The sequence below is a fragment of the Blastococcus sp. PRF04-17 genome (assembly GCF_023016265.1).
Lineage (GTDB): Bacteria > Actinomycetota > Actinomycetes > Mycobacteriales > Geodermatophilaceae > Blastococcus_B.
In genome coordinates this window covers 3519651-3539758 of sequence record NZ_CP095412.1, presented here as the reverse complement: position 1 = coordinate 3539758, position 20108 = coordinate 3519651, and the positions used below count along the sequence as shown (strand labels likewise).

Here is a 20108-nt window from a genome sequence, read left to right as displayed (position 1 = left end):
CGGTCATCGTCGCGCTGCTGCTGGCCGCCCTGCTGCAGCCGGGGGCCGCCGCCCTCCGACGTCGCGGCTGGCCCGGGGGCTCGCTGCCACGACCATGCTCCTCGTCGGCCTCGCGGTCGTCGCCGGGATCATCACGCTGGTCGTCGAGCGGTTCACCGCCGGCTTCAGCGACCTCGCCGAGCAGGTCAGCGAGGGGCTGGACCAGGTCGAGTCCTTCGTCGTCCGGACCTTCCCCATCACGCAGGGCCAGCTGGAGGACGCGGTCACGCAGGCGCAGGACTTCCTGGTCGGCAGCCAGGAGCAGCTGGCCACCGGCGCGATCAGCACTGCGACGACGGTGGGCCACGTCTTCACCGGCATCGTCCTCGCGTTGTTCACGCTGTTCTTCTTCCTCAAGGACGGCCGGTCGATCTGGCTCTGGCTGGTCGGCCTGTTCCCGCGCGACGCCCGCGCCTACCTCGACGAGGCGGCCCGCCGGTCCTGGCGGACGCTGATCTCCTACGTGCGGGCCACGGTCGCGGTGGCGCTCGTCGACGCGGTCGGCATCGGCATCGGCCTGGCGGTCCTGGGCGTGCCGCTGGTGATCCCGCTGGCCGCCCTGGTGTTCCTGGGCGCGTTCATCCCGATCATCGGGTCGTTCCTCGCCGGCTCGGTCGCCGTGCTGGTCGCCCTGGTCTCGGTCGGGCCGATCAAGGCGCTGATCGCCCTCGGCATCGTCATCGCGGTCATGCAGCTCGAGGGGCACGTCCTCCAGCCCCTGCTGCTCGGCCGGGCCGTGCACGTCCACCCGCTGGCCGTCGTGCTCGCGATCGCCGCCGGGCTGCTGGTCGCCGGCATCTTCGGCGCCCTGATCGCCGTGCCCGTGGTGGCCTGCGCCAACGTCGCCGGCACCTATCTGAGCCGCCGGCACGAAGGCCCGCGCCCGCCCGAACCACGCCCCGAGCGGGCTCGGCCGGCGGTCAGCGCGGGCTGAGCCTCACGCGGGCGCGTAGGCCTCCGGATGGCGGGCGAGGTGGGCCCGGAACGCCCGGTCGATCGTCTCGTCCCACTCGGGCAGCGCCTCGTCGTAGCGCCGGTTCGCCTCCTCCTCCAGGGCCTCGGCCGCGGCCAGGTCGTCCGCCGGCAGCTCCGCCGCCCGGCGGCCGATCACCGCGACGGCCTCCGCTGCGGCGTCCAGGCCGAGCAGGCGGAAGCCGGCCTCCGCCCGTGCCCGCTGGTCGGGCTCGAGGCCCTCCACGGCGAAGAGCAGACCGCCGTTCATGGCCATCCCGTGACACAGCAGGACGGCGGCGAGCGCGGCGTCCCCCGGGTGGTCGAAGGGCAGGAAGGGATCGCAGGCGCGGTTCCAGATCGCGTCGGCGTCGCGTGCACCGGTGTCGCTCACGGCAGGGCGATCCGCCCCTCGACGGCGGCCAGCGCGATGTCGGTGCGCCAGTGCGCATCGGCCAGCCGCACGCCGCCACGCGCTCGTAGGCGGCCTGGCGGGCCGCCGCGAGATCGGGGCCCAGCCCCACGACCGACAGCACGCGCCCGCCGGCGGAGACCACCGAGCCGTCCGCAGCGACCGCCGTGCCCGCGTGCAGCACGCCCTCGCCCTCGGCCCCGGTGATCGGGCTGCCGGTGCGGGGTGCCTGCGGGTAGCCCGGCGCGGCGACGACGACGGTCACCGCGGAGCCCGGCCGCCAGCGCAGTGGGGGGTGCTGGGCCAGCGTGCCGGTGGCGGCCGCGTGCAGCAGGCCGGCCAGCGGCGTCTCCAGCAGCGGCAGCACGACCTGGGTCTCCGGATCGCCGAAGCGGGCGTTGAACTCCACCACCCGGACGCCCCGGGAGGTGAGCGCCAGGCCCGCGTAGAGCAGCCCGCTGAACGTCTCGCCGCGGCGGGCCATCTCGTCGACGGTCGGCTGCAGCACCGTGGCGAGGACCTCGTCGACCAGCCCCGGTGGCGCCCACGGCAGCGGCGCGTAGGCGCCCATGCCGCCGGTGTTCGGTCCGCGGTCCCCGTCGTCCCTGCGCTTGAAGTCCTGTGCGGGCACGAGCGGGACGACCGTCGTCCCGTCGGTGACCGCGAACAGCGACACCTCCGGGCCGTCCAGGTACTCCTCGACCAGCACCGAGTGCCCGGCGTCGAGCACCGCCCGGCCGTGGGCCGCGGCGGCGTCCCGGTCGGGGGTCACCAGCACGCCCTTGCCCGCGGCCAGCCCGTCGTCCTTGACGACGTAGGGCGCTCCCGAGGCCACCGCGGTCACTTCATCGAGTGCGGTCTCCAGCTCGGCGGGCCCGCCGACCGGCCACGACCGGGCGGTCGGGACGCCCGCGGCGGCCATGACGTGCTTGGCGAAGGACTTGCTGCCCTCGAGCTGCGCCGCCTGCCGCGACGGGCCGAAGCAGGCGATGCCCGCATCGCGCACGGCATCGACGGCCCCGGCGACCAGCGGCACCTCGGGCCCGATGACCACCAGGTCGGCCCGCCAGTCGGCGGCGAGCGCCGAGACGGCGACCGGATCGGCGACGTCGAGGGCGAAGGGTTCGGCCAGTGCACGGGTGCCGGCGTTGCCCGGGGCGCAGGCCAGGGCGGACACCCCGGCGTCGGAGGACAGAGCCACGCACAGGGCGTGCTCCCGGGCACCGGAGCCGATCACGAGCACGCGCACGGGGCGAAGCTACCGAGCCCCGCAGCGTGCTGAACGGCCGCCCTTCAGGGTTCCGCGCCGAGCCGGCGAGGCGTGGGGGGAAGGGTGGTCCTTCAACGGTGGGGCTGGTCGCGCAGCGACCGGTGGAAGGCCCGGACCCGGGCGTGCTCGGCCGCCCGGGCGCGGGCGTCGACGCGCAGCAGCTGCCGGTGCGCCTCGGCCTGCAGCTTGCGCCAGGCCACCATCCGCGCCGGGTCCAGCCGGCCGTCGACGATCGCGGCCGCGACCGCGCAGCCGGGCTCGGTGCGGTGCCGGCAGTCGCGGAACCGGCACTCGGCCGCCAGCAGCGCGACGTCGGCGTACGCGGTGCCCACGCCCTCGGTGTCGTCGTAGAGGCCGAGCTCGCGCATGCCCGGGGTGTCGACGAGCAGCCCGCCGCCGGGCAGCACGTGCAGTTCGCGGGCGGTGGTCGTGTGGCGGCCGCGGCCGTCGTCCCGGATCTCCCGGGTCGCGACCAGCGTGCGGCCGGCCAGCGCATTGGCGAGGCTGGACTTCCCGACGCCCGACGGGCCCACCATCGCCGCCGTCCGCCCCGGCCCCAGCAGCGCCCGCACGTCGTCCAGGCCCTCTCCGGTGACCGCGCTGACGGCGAGCACGCGGACACCGAGGGCGTCCTCCGCGACGAGCTCCACAGCCGCCGGCACGTCGTCGCACAGGTCGGCCTTGGTCAGCACGACGACCGGCGTCGCGCCGCTGCTCCACGCCACGGCCAGATACCGCTCGACGCGGCGGAGGCGGGTCTCGCCGATCAACGCATCGACGACCAGGACGACGTCGAGGTTGGCGGCCACGACCTGCGCGGCCGACGTCCGTCCCGCGACGGTGCGGACGAAGGCACTCCTTCGGGGGAGGACGGCGACCGCCAGCTCACCCCGGATCGCCACCCAGTCGCCCACCGCCGGACCGCCCGGGTCCGCGTCGTACAGGGCCGCGGCAGGGTGCACCCGGGCGTCCCCGGCGGCGGTCAGCACGCTCAGAAGTCCCCGGTCCACGCGGGAAACGCGCCCCGGCGCGGTCCCCGGAGGGAGCTCGGCGGCACGGTCGGGCGTCCAGCCCGACGCTGAGAGATCGGTCACGGGACGCATGGTGCCGGGCTGGTCAGAGTGGTGTCTTCCGAATTGTGGGCGACACGTTCTCTTCAGTTCGCCCTGCGGACACCCGATTCAGGTGTTGTGGGTGACATGCACGCGACACAGTCGCCGGCCCGACGGCCGGCGACCGGCACTCCCCTGCCCGTCGTCATCGGCCACCGCGGCGCTCCGGCCTACCGACCCGAGCACACGACCGCCAGCTACGAACTGGCGATCGACCTCGGCGCCGAGCTGATCGAGCCGGACGTCGTCATCAGCCGTGACGGCGTCCTCGTCGTCCGCCACGAGAGCGAGCTCTCGCTCACCACGGACGTCGCCTCGCGGCCCGAGTTCGCCGAGCGCCGCACCACCCGGGCGGTCGACGACGAGGTCTGCACCGGGTGGTTCGCCGAGGACTTCACCTATCCCGAGCTGCAGACGCTCCGCGCCGTCGAGCGCATGCCCGAGCTGCGGCCCCTCAACACGGCCTACGACGGCCACTTCGGCATCCTCACCCTCGCCGAGGTCATCGAGCTCGCGCGCACCCGATCGACCGCCGAGCGGCAGATCCGGGTGCTCGCCGAGCTCAAGGACCCCGGGTGGTGCACTGCGCACGGGCTCCCCATGGCCGAGCTCGTGAGCGAGGAGCTGCGCCGCCTCGGTGCCGACGACGGCACCGTGCTGCTGCAGTCCTTCGACCCGACGGTGCTGCGCGACCTGCGCGCCCGGCTGGGGGAGGACCCGCAGATGGTGCAGCTGGTCCCGGAGGGGCAGTCCGGCGACGGCATGGTCACGCCGGCCGGTCTGCGCGAGATATCGACCTACGCCCAGGCGGTCGGCCCCAGCTGGCACCGGGTGCTGCTGGAGGCCGACGGCCGCCCGGTGAGCGGCGCCTCCGCGCTGGTCCAGGAGGCCCACCGCGCGGCGCTGTCGGTCTTCTGCTGGACGCTGCGGGCCGAGAACGCGTTCCTGCCCGAGCACCTGCGCCGCGGCGAGGCGCCCGGTGCCATGGGGGACGCCCTCGGCGAGGCCCGCCAGCTGCTCGGCCTGGGCGTGGACGGGCTCATCACCGACTCCCCCGACCTCGCCGCCGCGGCCATCCGGGAGCTGTGCGCATTGCTGCCCTCCGGGCAGCACCGCGGCCAGGTGCCGTCCCCCCGCTGAGCTGAGCGTGTCGGCGCGTCCGCGGCGGGAGCCTCCGGCCCCGCGCCACGGACGGCGCACCTGACTCAACTCAGGAGATCTCTGACCACCACGTTCTCCCCGCGGCCGGGACCGACGCCCACGACGCTGATCCGTGCACCCGAGAGTTCCTCGAGCCGGCGCACGTAGGCCTGCGCGTTCACCGGTAGCTCGTCGAACGTCCGGCAGTGCCGGATGTCCTCGAACCAGCCCGGCATCTCCTCGTAGATCGGCTTCGCATGGTGGAAGTCGGTCTGCGTCATCGGCATCTCGTGGTGCCGGGCACCGTCCACGTCGTAGGCCACGCAGATCGGCACCGACTCCAGGCCCGACAGCACGTCGAGCTTGGTGAGGAAGTAGTCGGTGATGCCGTTGACCCGGCTGGCGTAACGGGCGACGACGGCGTCGAACCAGCCGCAGCGGCGGTCGCGCCCCGTCGTGACGCCCACCTCGCCGCCCTGCTTGCGCAGGTATTCGCCGTTGGCGTCGAACAGTTCCGTCGGGAACGGGCCCGAGCCGACGCGCGTCGTGTAGGCCTTGAGGATGCCGACCACGCGCTCGATGCGGGTCGGGCCGATGCCGGCACCGGTCGCGGCGCCACCCGAGGTCGGGTTGGAGGACGTGACGAACGGATACGTGCCGTGGTCGACGTCGAGCAGGGTGCCCTGCGAACCTTCGAGCAGCACCCAGTCGCCGGCGTCGAGCGCCTTGCCCAGGAGCAGGCGGGTGTCGACGATGCGGTGCTTGAGCGCCTCGGCGTACTCCGCGTACTCGGCGACGACCTCGTCGACGTCGATCGCCTTGCGGTTGTAGACCTTGACCAGGATCTGGTTCTTCTCCTGCAGAGTGCCCTCGAGCTTCTGCCGCAGGATGGACAGGTCGAGCAGGTCCTGCACGCGGATGCCGACGCGGGCGACCTTGTCGCCGTAGGCCGGGCCGATGCCGCGTCCGGTCGTGCCGATCCGGCGCTTGCCCAGGAAGCGCTCGGTGACCTTATCCAGGGCCCGGTGGTGCGGCATGATCAGGTGCGCGTCGGAGGAGATCACCAGCCGCGAGGTGTCCACGCCCCGCTCCTCGAGGCCGGCGAGCTCGCCGATGAGCACCTGCGGGTCGATCACCACGCCGTTGCCGATGACCGGGGTGCAGCCCGGCGTGAGGATGCCCGACGGGATCAGGTGCAGTGCGTACTTCTCGCCGTCCGGGGTGATCACCGTGTGGCCGGCGTTGTTGCCGCCCTGGTAGCGGACGACGTAGGGCACCCGCCCACCCAGGAGGTCCGTGGCCTTGCCCTTGCCCTCGTCCCCCCACTGGGCACCGATCAGCACGACAGCCGGCATGCGGTCCTGGATCTCCTCGGTCCTGCACCAGGCGGTTCCCGGCGGGCAGATGGCAGGGTATCGGCATGGCTTCCGTCGAGCTCGACCTCCGCCGCCTGGAGGCCGGTGTTGCCCCCCGGGAAGGTGACGTCGCGGGCGCGCGCGAGGCCGATTCGGTGGTGGTCCGCGGTCCGGTCCCCGCGCTGGCCGGCGTCCTCACCCAGCTGCTGAAGGCCTCGCGGACCGCCGACGTCCCGGTCGCCTGGGAGCCGGCCGGCGACAAGAGCTCGGTCGCCCTGGCCCGCGCCATCGGTGTGGGCACCGGAGAGGCCCGGCACCTGTGCCTGGTGCGGGACGACCACGGCGGCGTCCTCCTGCACCACGGGCGGATCGAGGCGGCCGGCGACGGGCGACGGTCGCTGAGCCGCCGGCTGGGCCTGGCGGCCCACCACGACGACATCAAGGTGGCCGACGGGGAGATCACCCGGATCGACGTCCGGCCCGACTGGCAGGCCGTGGACACCATCGGCGTGACGGTGATGACGCTGCCGCTGCGGCCGACCCGGCAGACCAGCGGCCGGGCCCTGCAGGTGGCCTCGGACCCGGCCCGGATCATCCGCGACGGCGTCCCCTACCCCCGGCCGGTCACCCGCTGGACCTGGTACGCCGACCACCGGATCCGCTGGCGGCTCCAGCCATGACGCGTCCGGCCTGACCTGGGCGCGTCCGGTCGCTGCACTCTGCACAGTCCGGTCGTGGACACTGGGCGCACCCGTCCGTCGAGGAGGTCACGCTGCCGTCGCCCCGCGCCACGACCGGACCGCGGCTGCCCGCAGGGACGCGCCGGTGAGCACCGACCGTCTGCCCCGGCTGGGCGCCGCGCCGGTCGAGCTGACGCGCGGGCGGGGACCCCTGCTGCGGGCGCTGGCACGTCCCAGCCTGCCGGCGGTGATCGGTCTCGTCGTGGTCGTGGCCTTCTTCGGCGTCCGGGCGCCGGCACTGCTCACCTCCGGCGGGCTGGCCGGGGTCCTCGATGTCGCCGCGGTGCTCGGGATCGGCGCGGTCGCCGTCTCCCTGCTGCTCATCGCCGGCCAGTTCGACCTGTCCATCGGCGTGCTCGGGGTGGCCAGCTCGCTGGTGACCGCGCTGCTCATCGGGCACGCCGGCTGGGGCGCCTGGCCGGCCCTGGCCGCGTCCCTGGGGGTCGCGCTGTTCGTGGGCCTGGTCAACGGCCTCCTGGTGGTCAGCACCGGGCTGCCCAGTTTCCTGGTCACGCTGGCCACGTTCCTGGTCCTGCAGGGCACCTCGCAGGCCGCCGTCCAGGGCGTGGCCGGCTCGGCCCGGATCGCCGATCTCGACGGTGCGCCGGGCTGGGAGTCGGCCTCGGCGGTGTTCGGCGCCACCCTGCAGCTGGGAGACGGCCGGTTCCGGGTGTCGCTGCTCTGGTGGCTGGCGGCGACCGCGGTCGCGAGCTGGGCGCTGTGGCGCACCCGCTTCGGCAACGCGATCTTCGCCAGCGGCGGCGCCCGGCGCGCCGCCCGCCAGCTCGGCGTCCCGGTGCGGAACACGACGCTGGTGCTGTTCTGCCTCAGCGCCACCGCGGGGTGGTTGCTCGGCACCCTCGCGCTCATCCGCCTGCAGAGCGTCCAGGTCGGCGTGGCCGGCCTGACCACCGGCGTCGAGTTCATCGTCGTCGCGGTCATCGGCGGCTGCCTGCTGACCGGCGGGTACGGGTCGGCGGTCGGGGCGGCGGTCGGCGCGCTGCTCTACGCGGTCGCCCGGCAGGGGATCACCCTGGCCGGCTGGGACGCCCCCTGGTTCCAGGCGCTGCTCGGCGTCCTGCTGCTGGTCGCCCTGCTGGCCAACGGCGTGGTCCGCCGCCGGTTGAAGGCGGTGCCGCGGTCGTGAGCTCCAGCGTCCTGCTGCCCGTCCTCGAGCTGCGCGGGCTCACCGTCCGCTTCGGCAGCGTGACGGCGCTGTGCCGGGTGAACGCCGCCCTGTCGGCCGGCCAGATCACCTGCGTGCTGGGGGAGAACGGCTCGGGCAAGTCGACGCTGGTGTCGGTGCTCTCGGGGCTGCGGCGGCACGACGAGGGGCAGCTGCTGCTCGCCGGCGAACCGGTGCACTTCCGGTCGCCGAAGCAGGCGCGGGCGGTCGGCATCGCCACCGTCTGGCAGGACCTCGCGGTGGCCCCGCTGCTGTCGATCTGGCGCAATTTCTTCCTCGGCGCCGAGCCGACCCGGGGCCGATGGCCGTTGCGCCGCCTCGACGTCGAGCGCGCGCGGGAGGTGACGATCGAGGCGATGGCCCGGGTCGGTGTGACCGGCCTGGACCCCGACCAGCCGGCCAGCACGCTCGAGGCCGGTGCCCGGCAGAGCCTTGCCGTGGCACGCGCGATGCACTTCGGGGCCCGTGCCCTGATCGTGGACGAGCCGACGGCGCCGCTCACCGTCGCCCAGCAGACACTGCTCCTGCAGGCGATCGTCGCGGCCCGCGGTCAGGGGCTGGCCGTGCTGCTGGTGACCAACAACCCGCGGTACGCCCACCTGGTCGGCGACCGGTTCCTGCTGCTCGCGCACGGCCGGGTGGCGGGCAGGCTCGGCCGCGAGGACGTCGACGCCTCGGACCTGACCCGGTTGATGGCCGGGGGCGAGGAGTTCGGCGCGCTCAGCGACGCCCTGGCGGGAGTGCATCCGGACCAGGGCGGCCGCTGAGCGCCGGTCAGGCGAAGACGCTCACCCCGCCAGGGCCGACGAGCAGCCCGACGATGATGAGCACGATGCCCCAGAGGAGCTGGCCCCGGATGATCGCGAAGATGCCGGCGACCACCAGGACGACCGCGAGGATCCACAGAAGCGTGGCCATGACCTGCCTCCTGTCTCCCCCGTGACGCCACCATGGCGCATGCCCCTTCTTCATGATCACTGGGGAGCGGTCGCAAACCTGCAGGCAGGAGACGGCCCGTGCGGTGTCGATGGCGAGCGGGGCCCGGAGGGTCCCCGAGGCTCCGACGAGTGGGCTCAGCTCGGCCGGGACGGCACCTGGCCGCGGTTTGGCCCGGTAGGGCGACGATGTGATGTCATGGCGCGAGGCTCGGGTCGCAGTCGCGCAGCAACTGGACGCAGCGCTCGTGCTCCTCGTACTCGCCGATGGCCTCGGCGGCCTTCGCCAGTTCGGTGACGCAGCGCAGGAAGCCGCGGTTGGGCTCGTGGGCCCACGGCACGGGACCGAAGCCCTTCCAGCCGTTGCGGCGCAGCGCGTCCAGCCCGCGGTGGTAGCCGGTGCGCGCGTAGGCGTAGCCCTCGACGGTGTCGCGGAGCTGCCGCTCGGGCCGACCCAGCGCCTCCTCGGCGAGCGCGGCCCAGGCCGCGCTGACGGTGGGGTGGCGGGAGGCGACCTCCGCGGCGGGCGTGCCCTCGGCCAGCTCGCGGTCGGCCTCCGGTGTGGGCGGCAAGAGGGTGGCGGGCGGCTCGCCGAGCAGGTTCTGGTGCGAGTGGGTCATCAGGCGCCCTGCGACTGGCCGGCCGACAGCAGGTCCTCGCACGCCTCGACGACGCGGGCGGCCATGCCGGTCTCGGCGGCCTTGAGGTAGCTGCGCGGGTCGTAGGCCTTCTTGTTGCCGACCTCGCCGTCGACCTTCAGGACGCCGTCGTAGTTGGTGAACATGTGGCCGACCACCGGACGGGTGAAGGCGTACTGGGTGTCGGTGTCGACGTTCATCTTCACCACGCCGTAGGACAGCGCCTCGCGGATCTCCGACTGCGCCGAGCCCGAGCCGCCGTGGAAGACCAGGTTGAACGGCTTGTCGTCGGCGCTGCCGAACTCCTTCGCGACGACGTCCTGGCCCCGCTTGAGGATCTCCGGCCGCAGCTTCACGTTGCCCGGCTTGTAGACGCCGTGGACGTTGCCGAAGGTGGCGGCCAGCAGGTAGATGCCGCGCTCGCCCAGGCCCAGCTTGCGCGCGGTGGCCACGAAGTCGCCCTCGGCGGTGTAGAGCTTCTCGTTGATGTCGTGCGCGACGCCGTCCTCCTCGCCGCCCACCACGCCGATCTCGACCTCCAGGACGATCTTGGCCGCCGCGGTCTTGTCGAGGAGCTCCTCGGCGATCTGCAGGTTCTCGTCGAGGTCGATCGCCGAACCGTCCCACATGTGCGACTGGAACAGCGGCGCCTGGCCGGCGTTCACCCGGTCCTGCGACAGGGCGACCAGGGGCCGCACGTAACCGTCCAGCTTGTCCTTGGGGCAGTGGTCGGTGTGCAAAGCGATGTTCACCGGGTACTTCTCGGCGACGACGTGCGCGAACTCGGCCAGCGCCACCGCGCCGGTCACCATGTCCTTCACCCGGGTGCCGGAGCCGAACTCCGCGCCGCCGGTGGAGAACTGGATGATGCCGTCGCTCCCGGCGTCGGCGAACCCGCGCAGCGCCGCGTTGATGGTCTCGGAGGACGTGCAGTTGATCGCCGGATAGGCGAACCCGCCCTCCTTGGCCCGGCTGATCATGTCGGCGTAGACCTCGGGGGTCGCGATGGGCATGCGGGGCACTCCTGTCGTCGGTGTCCGGCGGTGCAGCTCGACACCAGTATCCCGCCGCGGCGGTCAGTCGGAAGCGTCGGGGCGCACGCGAAGGCCCAGCGCGGTGACCAGCGCGAGCGCCTGCGGGAGGTCGATCTGCGCGTCGGCGAGTTGCACGGTGCGCGGGTCGAGCGACGAGAGGTCCGAGCCGCGCAGGTCGGCGCCGCGCAGGTCGGCGTCGTCCAGGGTGGCCGCGGAGAGGTCCAGGCCGCGCAGCGTCGCGCCCGCGGCGCGCACGCCGGTGAGGTCGGCCTCGCGCATCCGCGCGCCGGTGAAGGTGGCACGGGAGAGATCGGCTCCCGCCAGCCCGACGAAGGACCAGTCGCCCCCGCTGACGGTCAGCAGGTCGAAGGTGCACCGGCCGAACGTGCTGCCGACGAGCTTGCAGCCGGCGAAGGTGACGTGGAAGAAGGAGCAGCCGGTGAAGGTGCAGTTCACGAAGGCCGCATCGGTGAGCTCGGCGAGGTTGAACGCGCAGTCGCGGAAGGTGCAGTCGGTGAAGACGGCACCGTCCCCGGTGGTCTCGGTCAGGTCGACGCCGGCGAACGTGACGTCGATGTGCTCCTGCCCGCCGAGGTCCGCGCCGTACCAGTCGGCGTCGCGGATCTCGCTCACCGAGCCCCGCTCGTCAGGCCGCCCACGGCGGCCAGGTCGGCGACGCTCGCCCGCCGGAACACCTTGCCCGGGTTGAGCAGACCGGCCGGGTCGAGCGCGTCCTTGATCGCCCGGTGGACCGACAGCGACACGGGGCCGATCTCGCGCTCGAGCCAGTCGACCTTGATCGATCCCACGCCGTGCTCACCGGTGATGGTGCCGCCGAGGGAGAGGCCGAGCTCGAGGATGTCGTCGAAGGCCGCGAAGGCCCGCTCGCGCTGGTCGGCGTCGGTGGGGTCGAAGCAGATCGTCGGGTGCATGTTGCCGTCACCGGCGTGGCCGACGACGCCGATGACGAGCTGCCGGCGCTCGGCGATGCCGTCGCAGCCGTCGAGGAAGGCCGCGATCCGCGACCGCGGGACGGCGACGTCGTCGATGAGCGTGCTGCCGAGCTGCTCGAGGGCGGGCAGCGCCATCCGGCGAGCGGCCAGGAGCAGGTCGCCCTCGGCCGGGTCGTCCGTGGTGTGCACGAGGTCCGCACCGGCCGCCGCGCACAGCTGGGCCAGCGCGGCGATCTCGGCCGCGGCGGCTGCTCCCCCGGCGTCGGACTGGGCGACCAGCAGCGCCCGGGCACCCCGGTCGAGGTCGGCGCGCATCAGGTCGTCGACCGCGCAGATGCACGTGTTGTCCATGACCTCCAGCAGGCTGGGCACCAGTCCGCCGGTCACCACCCGCTCGACGACCTCGCCGGTCTGCGCGGTGGTGGCGAAGGTGGCGGCCAGGGTCACCGGCCGCTGAGGGGCAGGGCGCAGCGCGAGCGTGGCCTCGGTGATGACGCCGAGGGTGCCCTCGGAGCCGACGAACAGCCGGGCCAGGTCGTATCCGGCGACGCCCTTGACGGTGCGCCGTCCGGTCCGCAGGACCCGTCCGTCGGCCAGCACCACCTCCAGGCCCAGGACGTAGTCGGTGGTCACGCCGTACTTGACGCAGCACAACCCGCCGGAGTTGGTGGAGAGGTTGCCGCCGATCGTGCACCAGTCATAGCTGGACGGGTCCGGCGGATAGAACAGCCCCGCGCCGGCGACGGCGTCCCGGAGCTGCTTGTTGACCACGCCGGGCTGGACGACGGCCAGCCGGTCGGCCGGCGCGACCTCGAGGACGGCGTCCATCCGGGTCATGACGAGGGTGACCGCGCCGTCCAGGGCGTTGCTCGACCCCGCCAGCCCCGAGCCCGCGCCGCGCGGAACGACCGGGACGCCGTGGCGGGTGGCCACCTGCAGCACCGCGACGACGTCGGCCGTCGACCGTGGGAACACCACGGCCGCGGGCGTGCCGGCGGCTGCCAGCATCGCCTGGTCACGGGCGTAGGACGCCGTGACATCCGGGTCGGTGAGCACGGAGTCGGCCCCGAGCGCGTCCCGCAGTTCGGCCACCCACGCTGTGCCCACCGTCACACCGTAGCGACGTCCCCCGATGATCAGCTTCCCTGATCGCCCAGCGTCCTCCCTCACGGTGGACCACGAGGGAGGACGCGCGATGATCAGGTCACCTGATCATCGCGCCGCGCGTCAGGCCAGACTCAGGTCCGAGAGCTCGAAGGCGGCTCGGTACTCGAAACCGGCCGCCTCGACGGCGGCGCGCGCGCCGCGGTCGACGATCACCGCGACGGCGATGACCTCCGCCCCGGCCTCCTGCAGCGCCTCGGCGGCGGTCAGCGGGCTGCTGCCGGTCGTGGAGACGTCCTCGACCACCAGCACCGCGCGCCCCGCGACGTCCGGGCCCTCGATCCGGCGCTGCAGGCCGTGCGCCTTGCCGGCCTTGCGGACGACGCACGCGTCGAGGAAGCCCTCCCCGCCGGCCGCCGCGTGCAGCATCGCCGTCGCCACCGGGTCGGCACCCAGGGTCAGGCCGCCGACGACGTCGTAGCGCAGGTCGCCGGTCAGCTGCCGCATCACCCGGCCGACCAGCGGTGCGCCCTCGTGGTGCAGCGTCAGGCGGCGCATGTCGATGTACCAGTCCGCCTCCCGCCCCGAGGAGAGCGTGACCTTCCCGTGCACGACGGCGAGGTCCACGATCAGCTGGAGCAGACGGTCGCGGTCGGGCAGTGCGGCCCCGTTCCAGGGGCCCGGCCCGAGGGACGAGGGTTGGGGGGAACCGGGTCCTTCTCCATTCCCGGCACCCTAGACACGCGGCAGGGCCGCCGCCCGACCCGCGGTCGGACGACGGCCCTGGACGGGGGTGCTTACGCAGCGGCCGGGGCCAGCACCTGGTCGATGATGTAGACGGTCGCGTTCGCCGTCTGCACGTTGCCGCAGATCACCGACGCCTCCATCTGCGTGACGGTGCCGTCCATGGCGACGGTGAAGTCCTCGCCCTCGCCCTCGATGGTGACCTCGTCGTTGTTCAGCGTGGTGTGCGTGCCGGCCAGCTCCTCCGGGGTGAGGCGCCCCGGGATGACGTGGTGGGTCAGGATGGCGGTGAGCTGGGGGGTGTCGGCCAGCACCGCCTGGAGCTGGTCGGCCGGAATGGCCTCGAATGCCGGGTTCGCCGGTGCCAGCACCGTGATGTCGTCCGTGGTGTTCAGGGTGTCCACCAGGTTGGCCGCGGTCACCGCCTGGACCAGGGTCGACAGTGCCGGGTTGTTGCTGGCGGCGGTGGCGACCGGGTCGTCGGTCATGCCGGTGAAGCTGCCCTCGCCCTCGGCGGGGACGGCGGAGCAGCCCGAGCCGAAGGGCTCGTCGGACATCGCCATGTCCTCGCTCTCGGTGGTCTCCATGGGGCTGCTGCTGGTCTCGGCGGACGCGGTGCCGTCCGACGAGGTGTCGTCGGAGCCGCAGGCGCTCAGGGTGAGCGCGAGGGTGGAGACGGCAGCGAGAACGGCGCCGCGGGAGAGAAGGTTGCTCTTCACGAGGTGGTGCTCCTTTGTCCTGTCCGTGCGACCGCATTGTCGCGGGCGGGTGGTGCACCGGCCGCGGTCGCGGTCCGGATGTCGCGTCACCGGCGGGCGCCGGGACGAGTCTGGGGGGTGCCGGTCACGCGGCGACGACCTGGACGGTGTGCCAGCCGCTGGACCCGGAGGGGAAGGGCGTAGTCCGCTCCTCGGTCTGCACCTCTCCGTCCGCGCTGGTGGCGCGCACGGCGATCGAGTGCCGGCCGGGTCGGAAGTCGTAGGGCAGCACCCACTGGCGCCAGAGGTCGGCGTCCACCTCGGGCGACAGTTCGGCGGGTGTCCACTCCTCGTCGTCGACCCGGACCTCGACCCGGGCGATGCCGCGGGTCTGGGCCCACGCCACGCCGGCGATGGCACGGCGACCGGCCGGGAACTCGCGCAGGGGCGCCGGCGTGTCGATCCGCGACGCGAGCTTGATGGGCCCCTCGGCGGCCCAGTCCCGCTCGACCCAGTACGCGTCGAAGGCGTCGTAGGTGGTCGCCTCGATGCGGGTGAGCCACTTGCACGCGGAGACGTAGCCGTACAGGCCCGGGATCAGCATGCGGACCGGGAAGCCGTGCTCGATCGGCAGCGGCTCGCCGTTCATGCCGAACGCGAGCATCGCGTCCGCCACCTCGAGGGCGGAGCGGGTGGGGGTACCGATGGTCATGCCGTTCACGTCGCGGCAGACGAGCTGGTCGCTGCTGGAGCGGATGCCGTTCTCCCGCAGGAACGCCCCGAGGGGGATGCCGGTCCAGCGGGCGGTGCCGGCGAGCTTCCCGCCCACCTCGTTGCTCACGCAGGTGAGCGTGACGTCGCGCTCGATGACGTCGTCGCGGCCCAGGAGGTCTTCGAGCGTGAAGCTTCGGGGAGCGTCGAACATGCCGGCCAGCTCGAGCCGGTAGTCGCCGGGCCGGATTTGCGGCACCGTGATCGCGGTGTCCACCCGGTAGAAGTCGCGGTTGCTGGTGAACAGCGGCGTGAGCCCGTCGACCTCCCCCGAGAGGTCGGCGCCGGCGGGCAGCGCCGGCGCGCGCGACGCTGGGGTGGGCAGCCGTAGGTCGGCTCGTTCCCCCGCGACCTCGAACCTCCGGAGCAGCAGCCGGCCGCCGCCACCGGCGGCCGCGGCCACGGCCAGCGCGACGCCACCGGTCAGGAGGAGGCGCCGGCGGTCGAGGCCGTCCTCTCCCGAGCCGACCGCCGGTGCGTTCGCTGCGAGCGGCGAGAGCAGCGCGAGCAGGGCGACGATCCCGGCTGCTGCCCCGATCAGGGAGGGCAGCGTGTCGAGGACGCCGCCGGCGGGGCGGGTGATCGCCGCCAGCGCCCCGATGAGGCCGAACAGCGCCACACCGGCTACGCCCAGGCGTCGTCTGCGCAGCCCGAGCAGGCCCAGCACGGCCGCGTACACGGCGATCACGACCAGCGTGCCGACGACCAGCGCGATCTTGTCGTTCTCGCCGAAGGTCTCGATCGCGAAGCTCTTGACCGACTCAGGCGTCAGGGTGATGGCCGCGTCGCCGACCGCGATGACCGGCGAGGAGTTCGGTCCGACGAACGCGGCGACCAGCTCGGCGAGACCGAGGGCGACCGCCGCCGCGAGCAGCCCGGCCGACCCGGCCCAGACCCGGCGCAGGCCGCGCGAGGCAGTCGCCTGCCGCGGGGTGCCCGGGGCAGGGGGCGGAGCCTGCACGGAGGTGGTCACACCCGGCTTTCGGCAGCCGGACCCGATCCGGATTCGTTGCGCACAACTTTTTTCTCGGCGACGCCGCCGGTGCCGCGGCAGAGCCCAGGGTCCCCGCTCTGCCAGGCTGGTGCCGTGACCGAGAAGGCTCCGGCTACCCAGCGCCCGCCCATGCCCACGGCAACCCGCGTCGCGGTCGTGCTGATGGCCCTGCTCGGCGTGCTGCTCCTGCTGAACTCCGCCCTCACCTGGATCGCGCAGAGAGAGGTGGTCGACCGCCTGGTCAGCTCGGGCGTCGACCGCTCCGAGGCAGCGCAGACGCTCCTGCTGTTCGGGCTCGCCTACACCGTCATCGGCCTCACGGCGCTGACCGCCGCCGCCTTCCTGCCACGCCGGCGCGCCTGGGCCCGCCGACTGGGCGTGCTGGTCACCTCGCTGCTGGCGGTGGTGACGCTGCTGTCGATCCTCGCGGCGGCCGCCGCGTCAGCGCTCTCGCTGCTGCTGATGGTCTGCTCCGTGGCGGCGCTGACCAGCCTGCTCACGCGCCCGACCAAGGACTGGCTGGCCGGCAGCCCCGCGCACGACTGACCCGCGACCTCAACCCTGGCCGGTGGCCCGCTGCCAGCCGCGGAAGCGGTACCAGTCGTTGGACGGCTTGAGCGCCAGCAGGACGATGCCGGCGAGGGTGAGCAGGAACGAGAACCAGCCGAGCGAGGTCTGGAAGCCGGACTGGCCCGGCGCCGGCGCCGCCAGCCCGACCAGCCCGAAGACCACGCTGATGCCGCCCAGCACCCACAGGACGACGCGTGCCCAGTTGCGCCCCTGCCAGGCGAACCAGAGGAAGAGCGCGAACAGGGCGTAGATGATCAGCGCGATGACGGCCCCGATGACGATCCCGGTGCGGATGACCTCCTCGGTGACCGCCGGGTCGTCGGTGGTCGCCATCGTCTGGGCGACGATCTGATCGACGTTGCCGAAGGCGACGACCGATGAGATCGCCCCGATGATCAGACTGGCCACGAAAGCGCCGATGCCGAACCGCACGGTGGAGGGCCGCTCCATCGCCTGCGGGGCGCCATGACCGACCGGCGCCGACGGCGCGGGGCCGTAGCCGGGGTAGGACTGCTGCGGAGGCGGCGGGGCGTTCCACCCCTGCGGCTGACCGCCCTGCCCCTCCGGGCCCGGGTACTGGCCGCCGTACGGCCCGCCCTGTCCTGACGTCATCTCTGCTGCGCCTCCCGCTCGTTCCGTATCCGGTCCGATCATGGAGGAGCCCGGGCGGAGGGACCAGCGGCACGCGCCGAAGGACCCCCGGTCGTGTTCGGAGCGAGACCCGTGATCAGCAGGCGCGGCACCGCACGCGGGGACGGCAGGTCGAATCGCCGAGCGCGCGTGGCCGTCGTCCACAGGCCTGTGGACGGCGACGGGCCCGCCGGATCGCGGGGATGCGGCGGGCCCGTCAAGGGTTCTTCTGTCAGCCGCGGCGGACGGTCAGGCCCCCTTCGCCGGCGGCGGTGAGGTCCTCCGGCGCATCGACCACGACCTCGTCGCCGTCCCGGATGTCGCCGGCCAGCAGCGCCTTGGCGAGCTGGTCGCCGATCGCCGACTGCACCAGGCGGCGCAGCGGCCGTGCGCCGTACACCGGGTCGAACCCGTTGAGCGCCAGCCAGTCGCGCGCCGCGTCGGTCACCGTCAGCGTCAGTCGCCGGGCCGCGAGCCGGCGGGCCAGCACGCCGATCTGGATGTCGACGATCCCGGTGAGCTCGTCGCTGCCCAGCGCCCGGAAGACCACGACGTCGTCCAGCCGGTTGAGGAACTCGGGCTTGAACTGGGCGCGGACGACGTCCATGACCGCCGCGCGCCGCCGCTCCTCCGGGATCGACTGGTCGGCGATGATCTGCGACCCCAGGTTCGAGGTCAGGATGAGGATGGTGTTGCGGAAGTCCACCGTGCGCCCCTGACCGTCGGTCAGCCGCCCGTCGTCGAGCACCTGCAGGAGGATGTCGAAGACGTCCTGGTGGGCCTTCTCGACCTCGTCGAACAGCACCACGGTGTAGGGCCGGCGCCGCACCGCCTCGGTGAGCTGGCCACCGGCCTCGTAGCCGACGTAGCCGGGCGGGGCCCCGACCAGGCGCGCGACGGCGTGCTTCTCCGAGTACTCGCTCATGTCGATGCGGACCATCGCCCGCTCGTCGTCGAAGAGGAACTCCGCCAGCGCCTTGGCGAGCTCGGTCTTGCCGACGCCGGTGGGACCGAGGAACAGGAAGGACCCGGTCGGCCGGTCGGTGTCGCTGACACCGGACCGGGCCCGCCGGACGGCATCGGAGACCGCGCGGACGGCGTCGGGCTGGCCGACCACCCGCTTGGTGAGACCCTCCTCCATGCGCAGCAGCTTCTGGGTCTCCCCCTCGAGCAACCGGCCCGCGGGAATGCCGGTCCAGGCCTGGACGACCTCGGCGATGTCGTCGGGTCCGACCTCCTCCTTGAGCATCGACTCGCCGGTCTGCACCGACTCCTCGGCGGCGGCCAGCGACCGCTCGAGCTCGGGCAGCCGGCCGTAGCGCAGCTCGGCGGCACGGGCCAGGTCGCCGTCCCGCTCGGCCCGCTCGGCCTCCAGCCGGACGTGCTCGAGCTCCTCCTTGATCCGCTGGATGCGCTCGATCGCCGTCTTGTCCTGCTGCCAGCGGAACGTCAGCTCGGCGAGCTCCTGACGCCGGTTGGCCAGGTCCTCCCGGAGCGCGGCGAGCCGCTGCCGCGAGGACTCGTCGTCCTCCTTCGACAGCGCCATCTCCTCGATCTCCATGCGGCGGACGGCGCGCTCGACCTCGTCCACCTCGACGGGGCGGCTGTCGATCTCCATGCGCAGCCGGCTGGCCGCCTCGTCCACGAGGTCGATGGCCTTGTCGGGCAGGAAACGCGCCGTGACGTACCGGTCCGACAACGTGGCGGCGGCGACGATGGCCGCGTCGGTGATGCGGACGCCGTGGTGCACCTCGTAGCGCTCCTTGAGGCCGCGCAGGATGCCGATCGTGTCCTCGACGCTGGGCTCCCCCACGTAGACCTGCTGGAAGCGGCGCTCCAGGGCGGGGTCCTTCTCGATGTGCTCGCGGTACTCGTCGAGCGTGGTGGCGCCGACCATGCGCAGCTCGCCGCGAGCCAGCATCGGCTTGATCATGTTCCCGGCGTCCATGGCCGACTCGCCGGTCGCCCCGGCGCCGACGATCGTGTGCAGCTCGTCGATGAAGGTGACGATCTCGCCCTCGGCGTCGGTGATCTCCTGCAGGACGGCCTTGAGCCGCTCCTCGAACTCGCCGCGGTACTTGGCGCCGGCCACCATCGAACCGAGGTCGAGCGCCATGAGCCGCTTGCCCTTCAGGCTCTCGGGGACGTCGCCGGCGACGATCCGCTGGGCGAGGCCCTCCACGATCGCGGTCTTGCCGACGCCCGGCTCACCGATGAGGACCGGGTTGTTCTTCGTTCGCCGGGAGAGCACCTGCACGACCCGCCGGATCTCGGTGTCCCGGCCGACGACCGGGTCGATCTTGCCGTCCCGGGCCCGCTGCGTGAGGTCGACCGCGTACTTCTCCAGGGCCTGGAAGGTGCCCTCGGGGTCGGGCGTGGTGACCTTGCGGTTGCCCCGCACCGTGCGGAAGGCGGCCAGCAGCGTGTCGCGGGTGGCACCGGCGCCGGTCAGCACGTCCCCGGCGTCGCCGTCCGAACCGGCCAGGCCGACCAGCAGGTGCTCGGTGGAGACGTACTCGTCACCCAGCGCGCTGGCCTGCTCCCCGGCGGCGTTGATGACGCGCAGCAGCTCCCGGGACGGCGAGGGGGCGGCGACGGTCGCGCCGCTGACGCTGGGCATCCGGCGCAGCGCGGCCTCGGTCTTCGCGCGCACGTCGGCGGGGTCGGCGCCCACCGCGGTCAGGAGCGGGCCGGCGATGCCGTCGGTCTGCTCCAGCAGCGCGGCGAGCAGGTGGATGGGTTCGAGCGCTGCCTGGCCACGGCTGACGGCGAGTCGCTGGGCGGCGGCGAAGGCTTCCTGAGAACGGGTGGTGAGCTTGCTCTCCATGGTCG

General features: G+C 73.3%; 19 protein-coding genes. 6 read left to right on the top strand and 13 right to left on the bottom strand.

What is annotated here, in order from left to right:
- The first annotated feature begins 94 nt into the window (after positions 1-94).
- The gene (locus MVA48_RS17850; protein ID WP_246982165.1) at positions 95-973 is read left to right on the top strand and encodes an AI-2E family transporter; all 879 of its coding nucleotides are present in this window, start codon (positions 95-97) and stop codon (positions 971-973) included.
- Here MVA48_RS17850 and purD read toward each other — a convergent pair.
- Together purD and rsgA are read right to left on the bottom strand one after the other, a co-directional pair.
- Positions 960-2651: a phosphoribosylamine--glycine ligase gene (gene purD, locus MVA48_RS17845; RefSeq protein WP_246982164.1), complete on the bottom strand. Its 1692-nt coding sequence runs from the start codon at positions 2649-2651 to the stop codon at positions 960-962. The two genes, MVA48_RS17850 and purD, sit on opposite strands and share 14 nt — an antisense overlap.
- 92 nt (positions 2652-2743) lie before the next feature.
- Positions 2744-3766: a ribosome small subunit-dependent GTPase A gene (gene rsgA, locus MVA48_RS17840; RefSeq protein ID WP_246982162.1), complete on the bottom strand. Its 1023-nt coding sequence runs from the start codon at positions 3764-3766 to the stop codon at positions 2744-2746.
- A gap of 105 nt (positions 3767-3871) precedes the next feature.
- On the opposite strand from rsgA, the gene MVA48_RS17835 reads away from it, so the two are divergent.
- A complete protein-coding gene (locus MVA48_RS17835; RefSeq protein WP_246982160.1) occupies positions 3872-4924 on the top strand; it encodes a glycerophosphodiester phosphodiesterase family protein in 1053 nt (350 codons plus the stop codon).
- Between the two features lie 65 nt (positions 4925-4989).
- Here MVA48_RS17835 and MVA48_RS17830 read toward each other — a convergent pair whose 3' ends face one another.
- Positions 4990-6279 carry an adenylosuccinate synthase gene (locus MVA48_RS17830; protein ID WP_246982158.1) on the bottom strand — a complete coding sequence of 430 codons (1290 nt, stop codon included), beginning with the start codon at positions 6277-6279 and terminating at the stop codon, positions 4990-4992.
- Between the two features lie 65 nt (positions 6280-6344).
- Between MVA48_RS17830 and MVA48_RS17825 the strand changes: the two genes are divergently transcribed.
- The 3 genes from MVA48_RS17825 to MVA48_RS17815 all read left to right on the top strand — a co-directional run bounded on the left by MVA48_RS17825 (position 6345) and on the right by MVA48_RS17815 (position 8972).
- Positions 6345-6959 (top strand): hypothetical protein, encoded by a 615-nt coding sequence (locus MVA48_RS17825; RefSeq protein WP_246982156.1) that lies wholly within the window; start codon positions 6345-6347, stop codon positions 6957-6959.
- 145 nt (positions 6960-7104) lie between these two features.
- Positions 7105-8166, top strand: coding sequence for an ABC transporter permease (locus tag MVA48_RS17820; protein ID WP_246982155.1), 1062 nt, complete (start codon positions 7105-7107; stop codon positions 8164-8166).
- A complete protein-coding gene (locus tag MVA48_RS17815; protein ID WP_246982154.1) occupies positions 8163-8972 on the top strand; it encodes an ATP-binding cassette domain-containing protein in 810 nt (269 codons plus the stop codon). Before MVA48_RS17820 ends, MVA48_RS17815 begins: the two co-directional genes overlap by 4 nt.
- 7 nt (positions 8973-8979) lie before the next feature.
- Here MVA48_RS17815 and MVA48_RS17810 read toward each other — a convergent pair whose 3' ends face one another.
- The 8 genes from MVA48_RS17810 to MVA48_RS17775 all read right to left on the bottom strand — a co-directional run bounded on the left by MVA48_RS17810 (position 8980) and on the right by MVA48_RS17775 (position 16043).
- The gene (locus MVA48_RS17810) at positions 8980-9123 is read right to left on the bottom strand and encodes a GPGG-motif small membrane protein (protein ID WP_246982153.1); all 144 of its coding nucleotides are present in this window, start codon (positions 9121-9123) and stop codon (positions 8980-8982) included.
- Between the two features lie 214 nt (positions 9124-9337).
- Complete coding sequence (locus tag MVA48_RS17805; RefSeq protein ID WP_246982152.1) at positions 9338-9760, bottom strand: DUF3151 domain-containing protein; 423 nt, start codon at positions 9758-9760, stop codon at positions 9338-9340.
- Positions 9760-10791: a class II fructose-bisphosphate aldolase gene (gene fbaA, locus MVA48_RS17800; RefSeq protein ID WP_246982151.1), complete on the bottom strand. Its 1032-nt coding sequence runs from the start codon at positions 10789-10791 to the stop codon at positions 9760-9762. The genes MVA48_RS17805 and fbaA overlap by 1 nt, the downstream gene beginning before the upstream one ends.
- Positions 10792-10854: 63 nt before the next feature.
- The gene (locus MVA48_RS17795; protein WP_246982149.1) at positions 10855-11445 is read right to left on the bottom strand and encodes a pentapeptide repeat-containing protein; all 591 of its coding nucleotides are present in this window, start codon (positions 11443-11445) and stop codon (positions 10855-10857) included.
- Positions 11442-12872 carry an FAD-binding oxidoreductase gene (locus tag MVA48_RS17790; RefSeq protein WP_246982147.1) on the bottom strand — a complete coding sequence of 477 codons (1431 nt, stop codon included), beginning with the start codon at positions 12870-12872 and terminating at the stop codon, positions 11442-11444. Before MVA48_RS17790 ends, MVA48_RS17795 begins: the two co-directional genes overlap by 4 nt.
- Before the next feature lie 120 nt (positions 12873-12992).
- Positions 12993-13496, bottom strand: coding sequence for an orotate phosphoribosyltransferase (gene pyrE, locus MVA48_RS17785; RefSeq protein ID WP_246982145.1), 504 nt, complete (start codon positions 13494-13496; stop codon positions 12993-12995).
- Between the two features lie 170 nt (positions 13497-13666).
- Entirely contained in the window at positions 13667-14332 is a 666-nt protein-coding gene (locus MVA48_RS17780; RefSeq protein WP_246982143.1) for a fasciclin domain-containing protein, read from the bottom strand.
- A gap of 124 nt (positions 14333-14456) precedes the next feature.
- Positions 14457-16043 carry a molybdopterin-dependent oxidoreductase gene (locus MVA48_RS17775; RefSeq protein WP_246982141.1) on the bottom strand — a complete coding sequence of 529 codons (1587 nt, stop codon included), beginning with the start codon at positions 16041-16043 and terminating at the stop codon, positions 14457-14459.
- 126 nt (positions 16044-16169) lie between these two features.
- Here MVA48_RS17775 and MVA48_RS17770 point away from each other — a divergent pair, with 126 nt between their 5' ends.
- Positions 16170-16622, top strand: a complete 453-nt coding sequence (locus MVA48_RS17770; protein ID WP_246982138.1) for a DUF7144 family membrane protein — start codon at positions 16170-16172, stop codon at positions 16620-16622.
- A gap of 9 nt (positions 16623-16631) precedes the next feature.
- Here the strand turns inward: MVA48_RS17770 and MVA48_RS17765 are convergent, their stop codons facing one another.
- The gene (locus tag MVA48_RS17765) at positions 16632-17258 is read right to left on the bottom strand and encodes a hypothetical protein (protein WP_246982136.1); all 627 of its coding nucleotides are present in this window, start codon (positions 17256-17258) and stop codon (positions 16632-16634) included.
- Between the two features lie 250 nt (positions 17259-17508).
- The gene (clpB, locus tag MVA48_RS17760) at positions 17509-20103 is read right to left on the bottom strand and encodes an ATP-dependent chaperone ClpB (RefSeq protein WP_246982134.1); all 2595 of its coding nucleotides are present in this window, start codon (positions 20101-20103) and stop codon (positions 17509-17511) included.
- Positions 20104-20108: the final 5 nt, after the last annotated feature.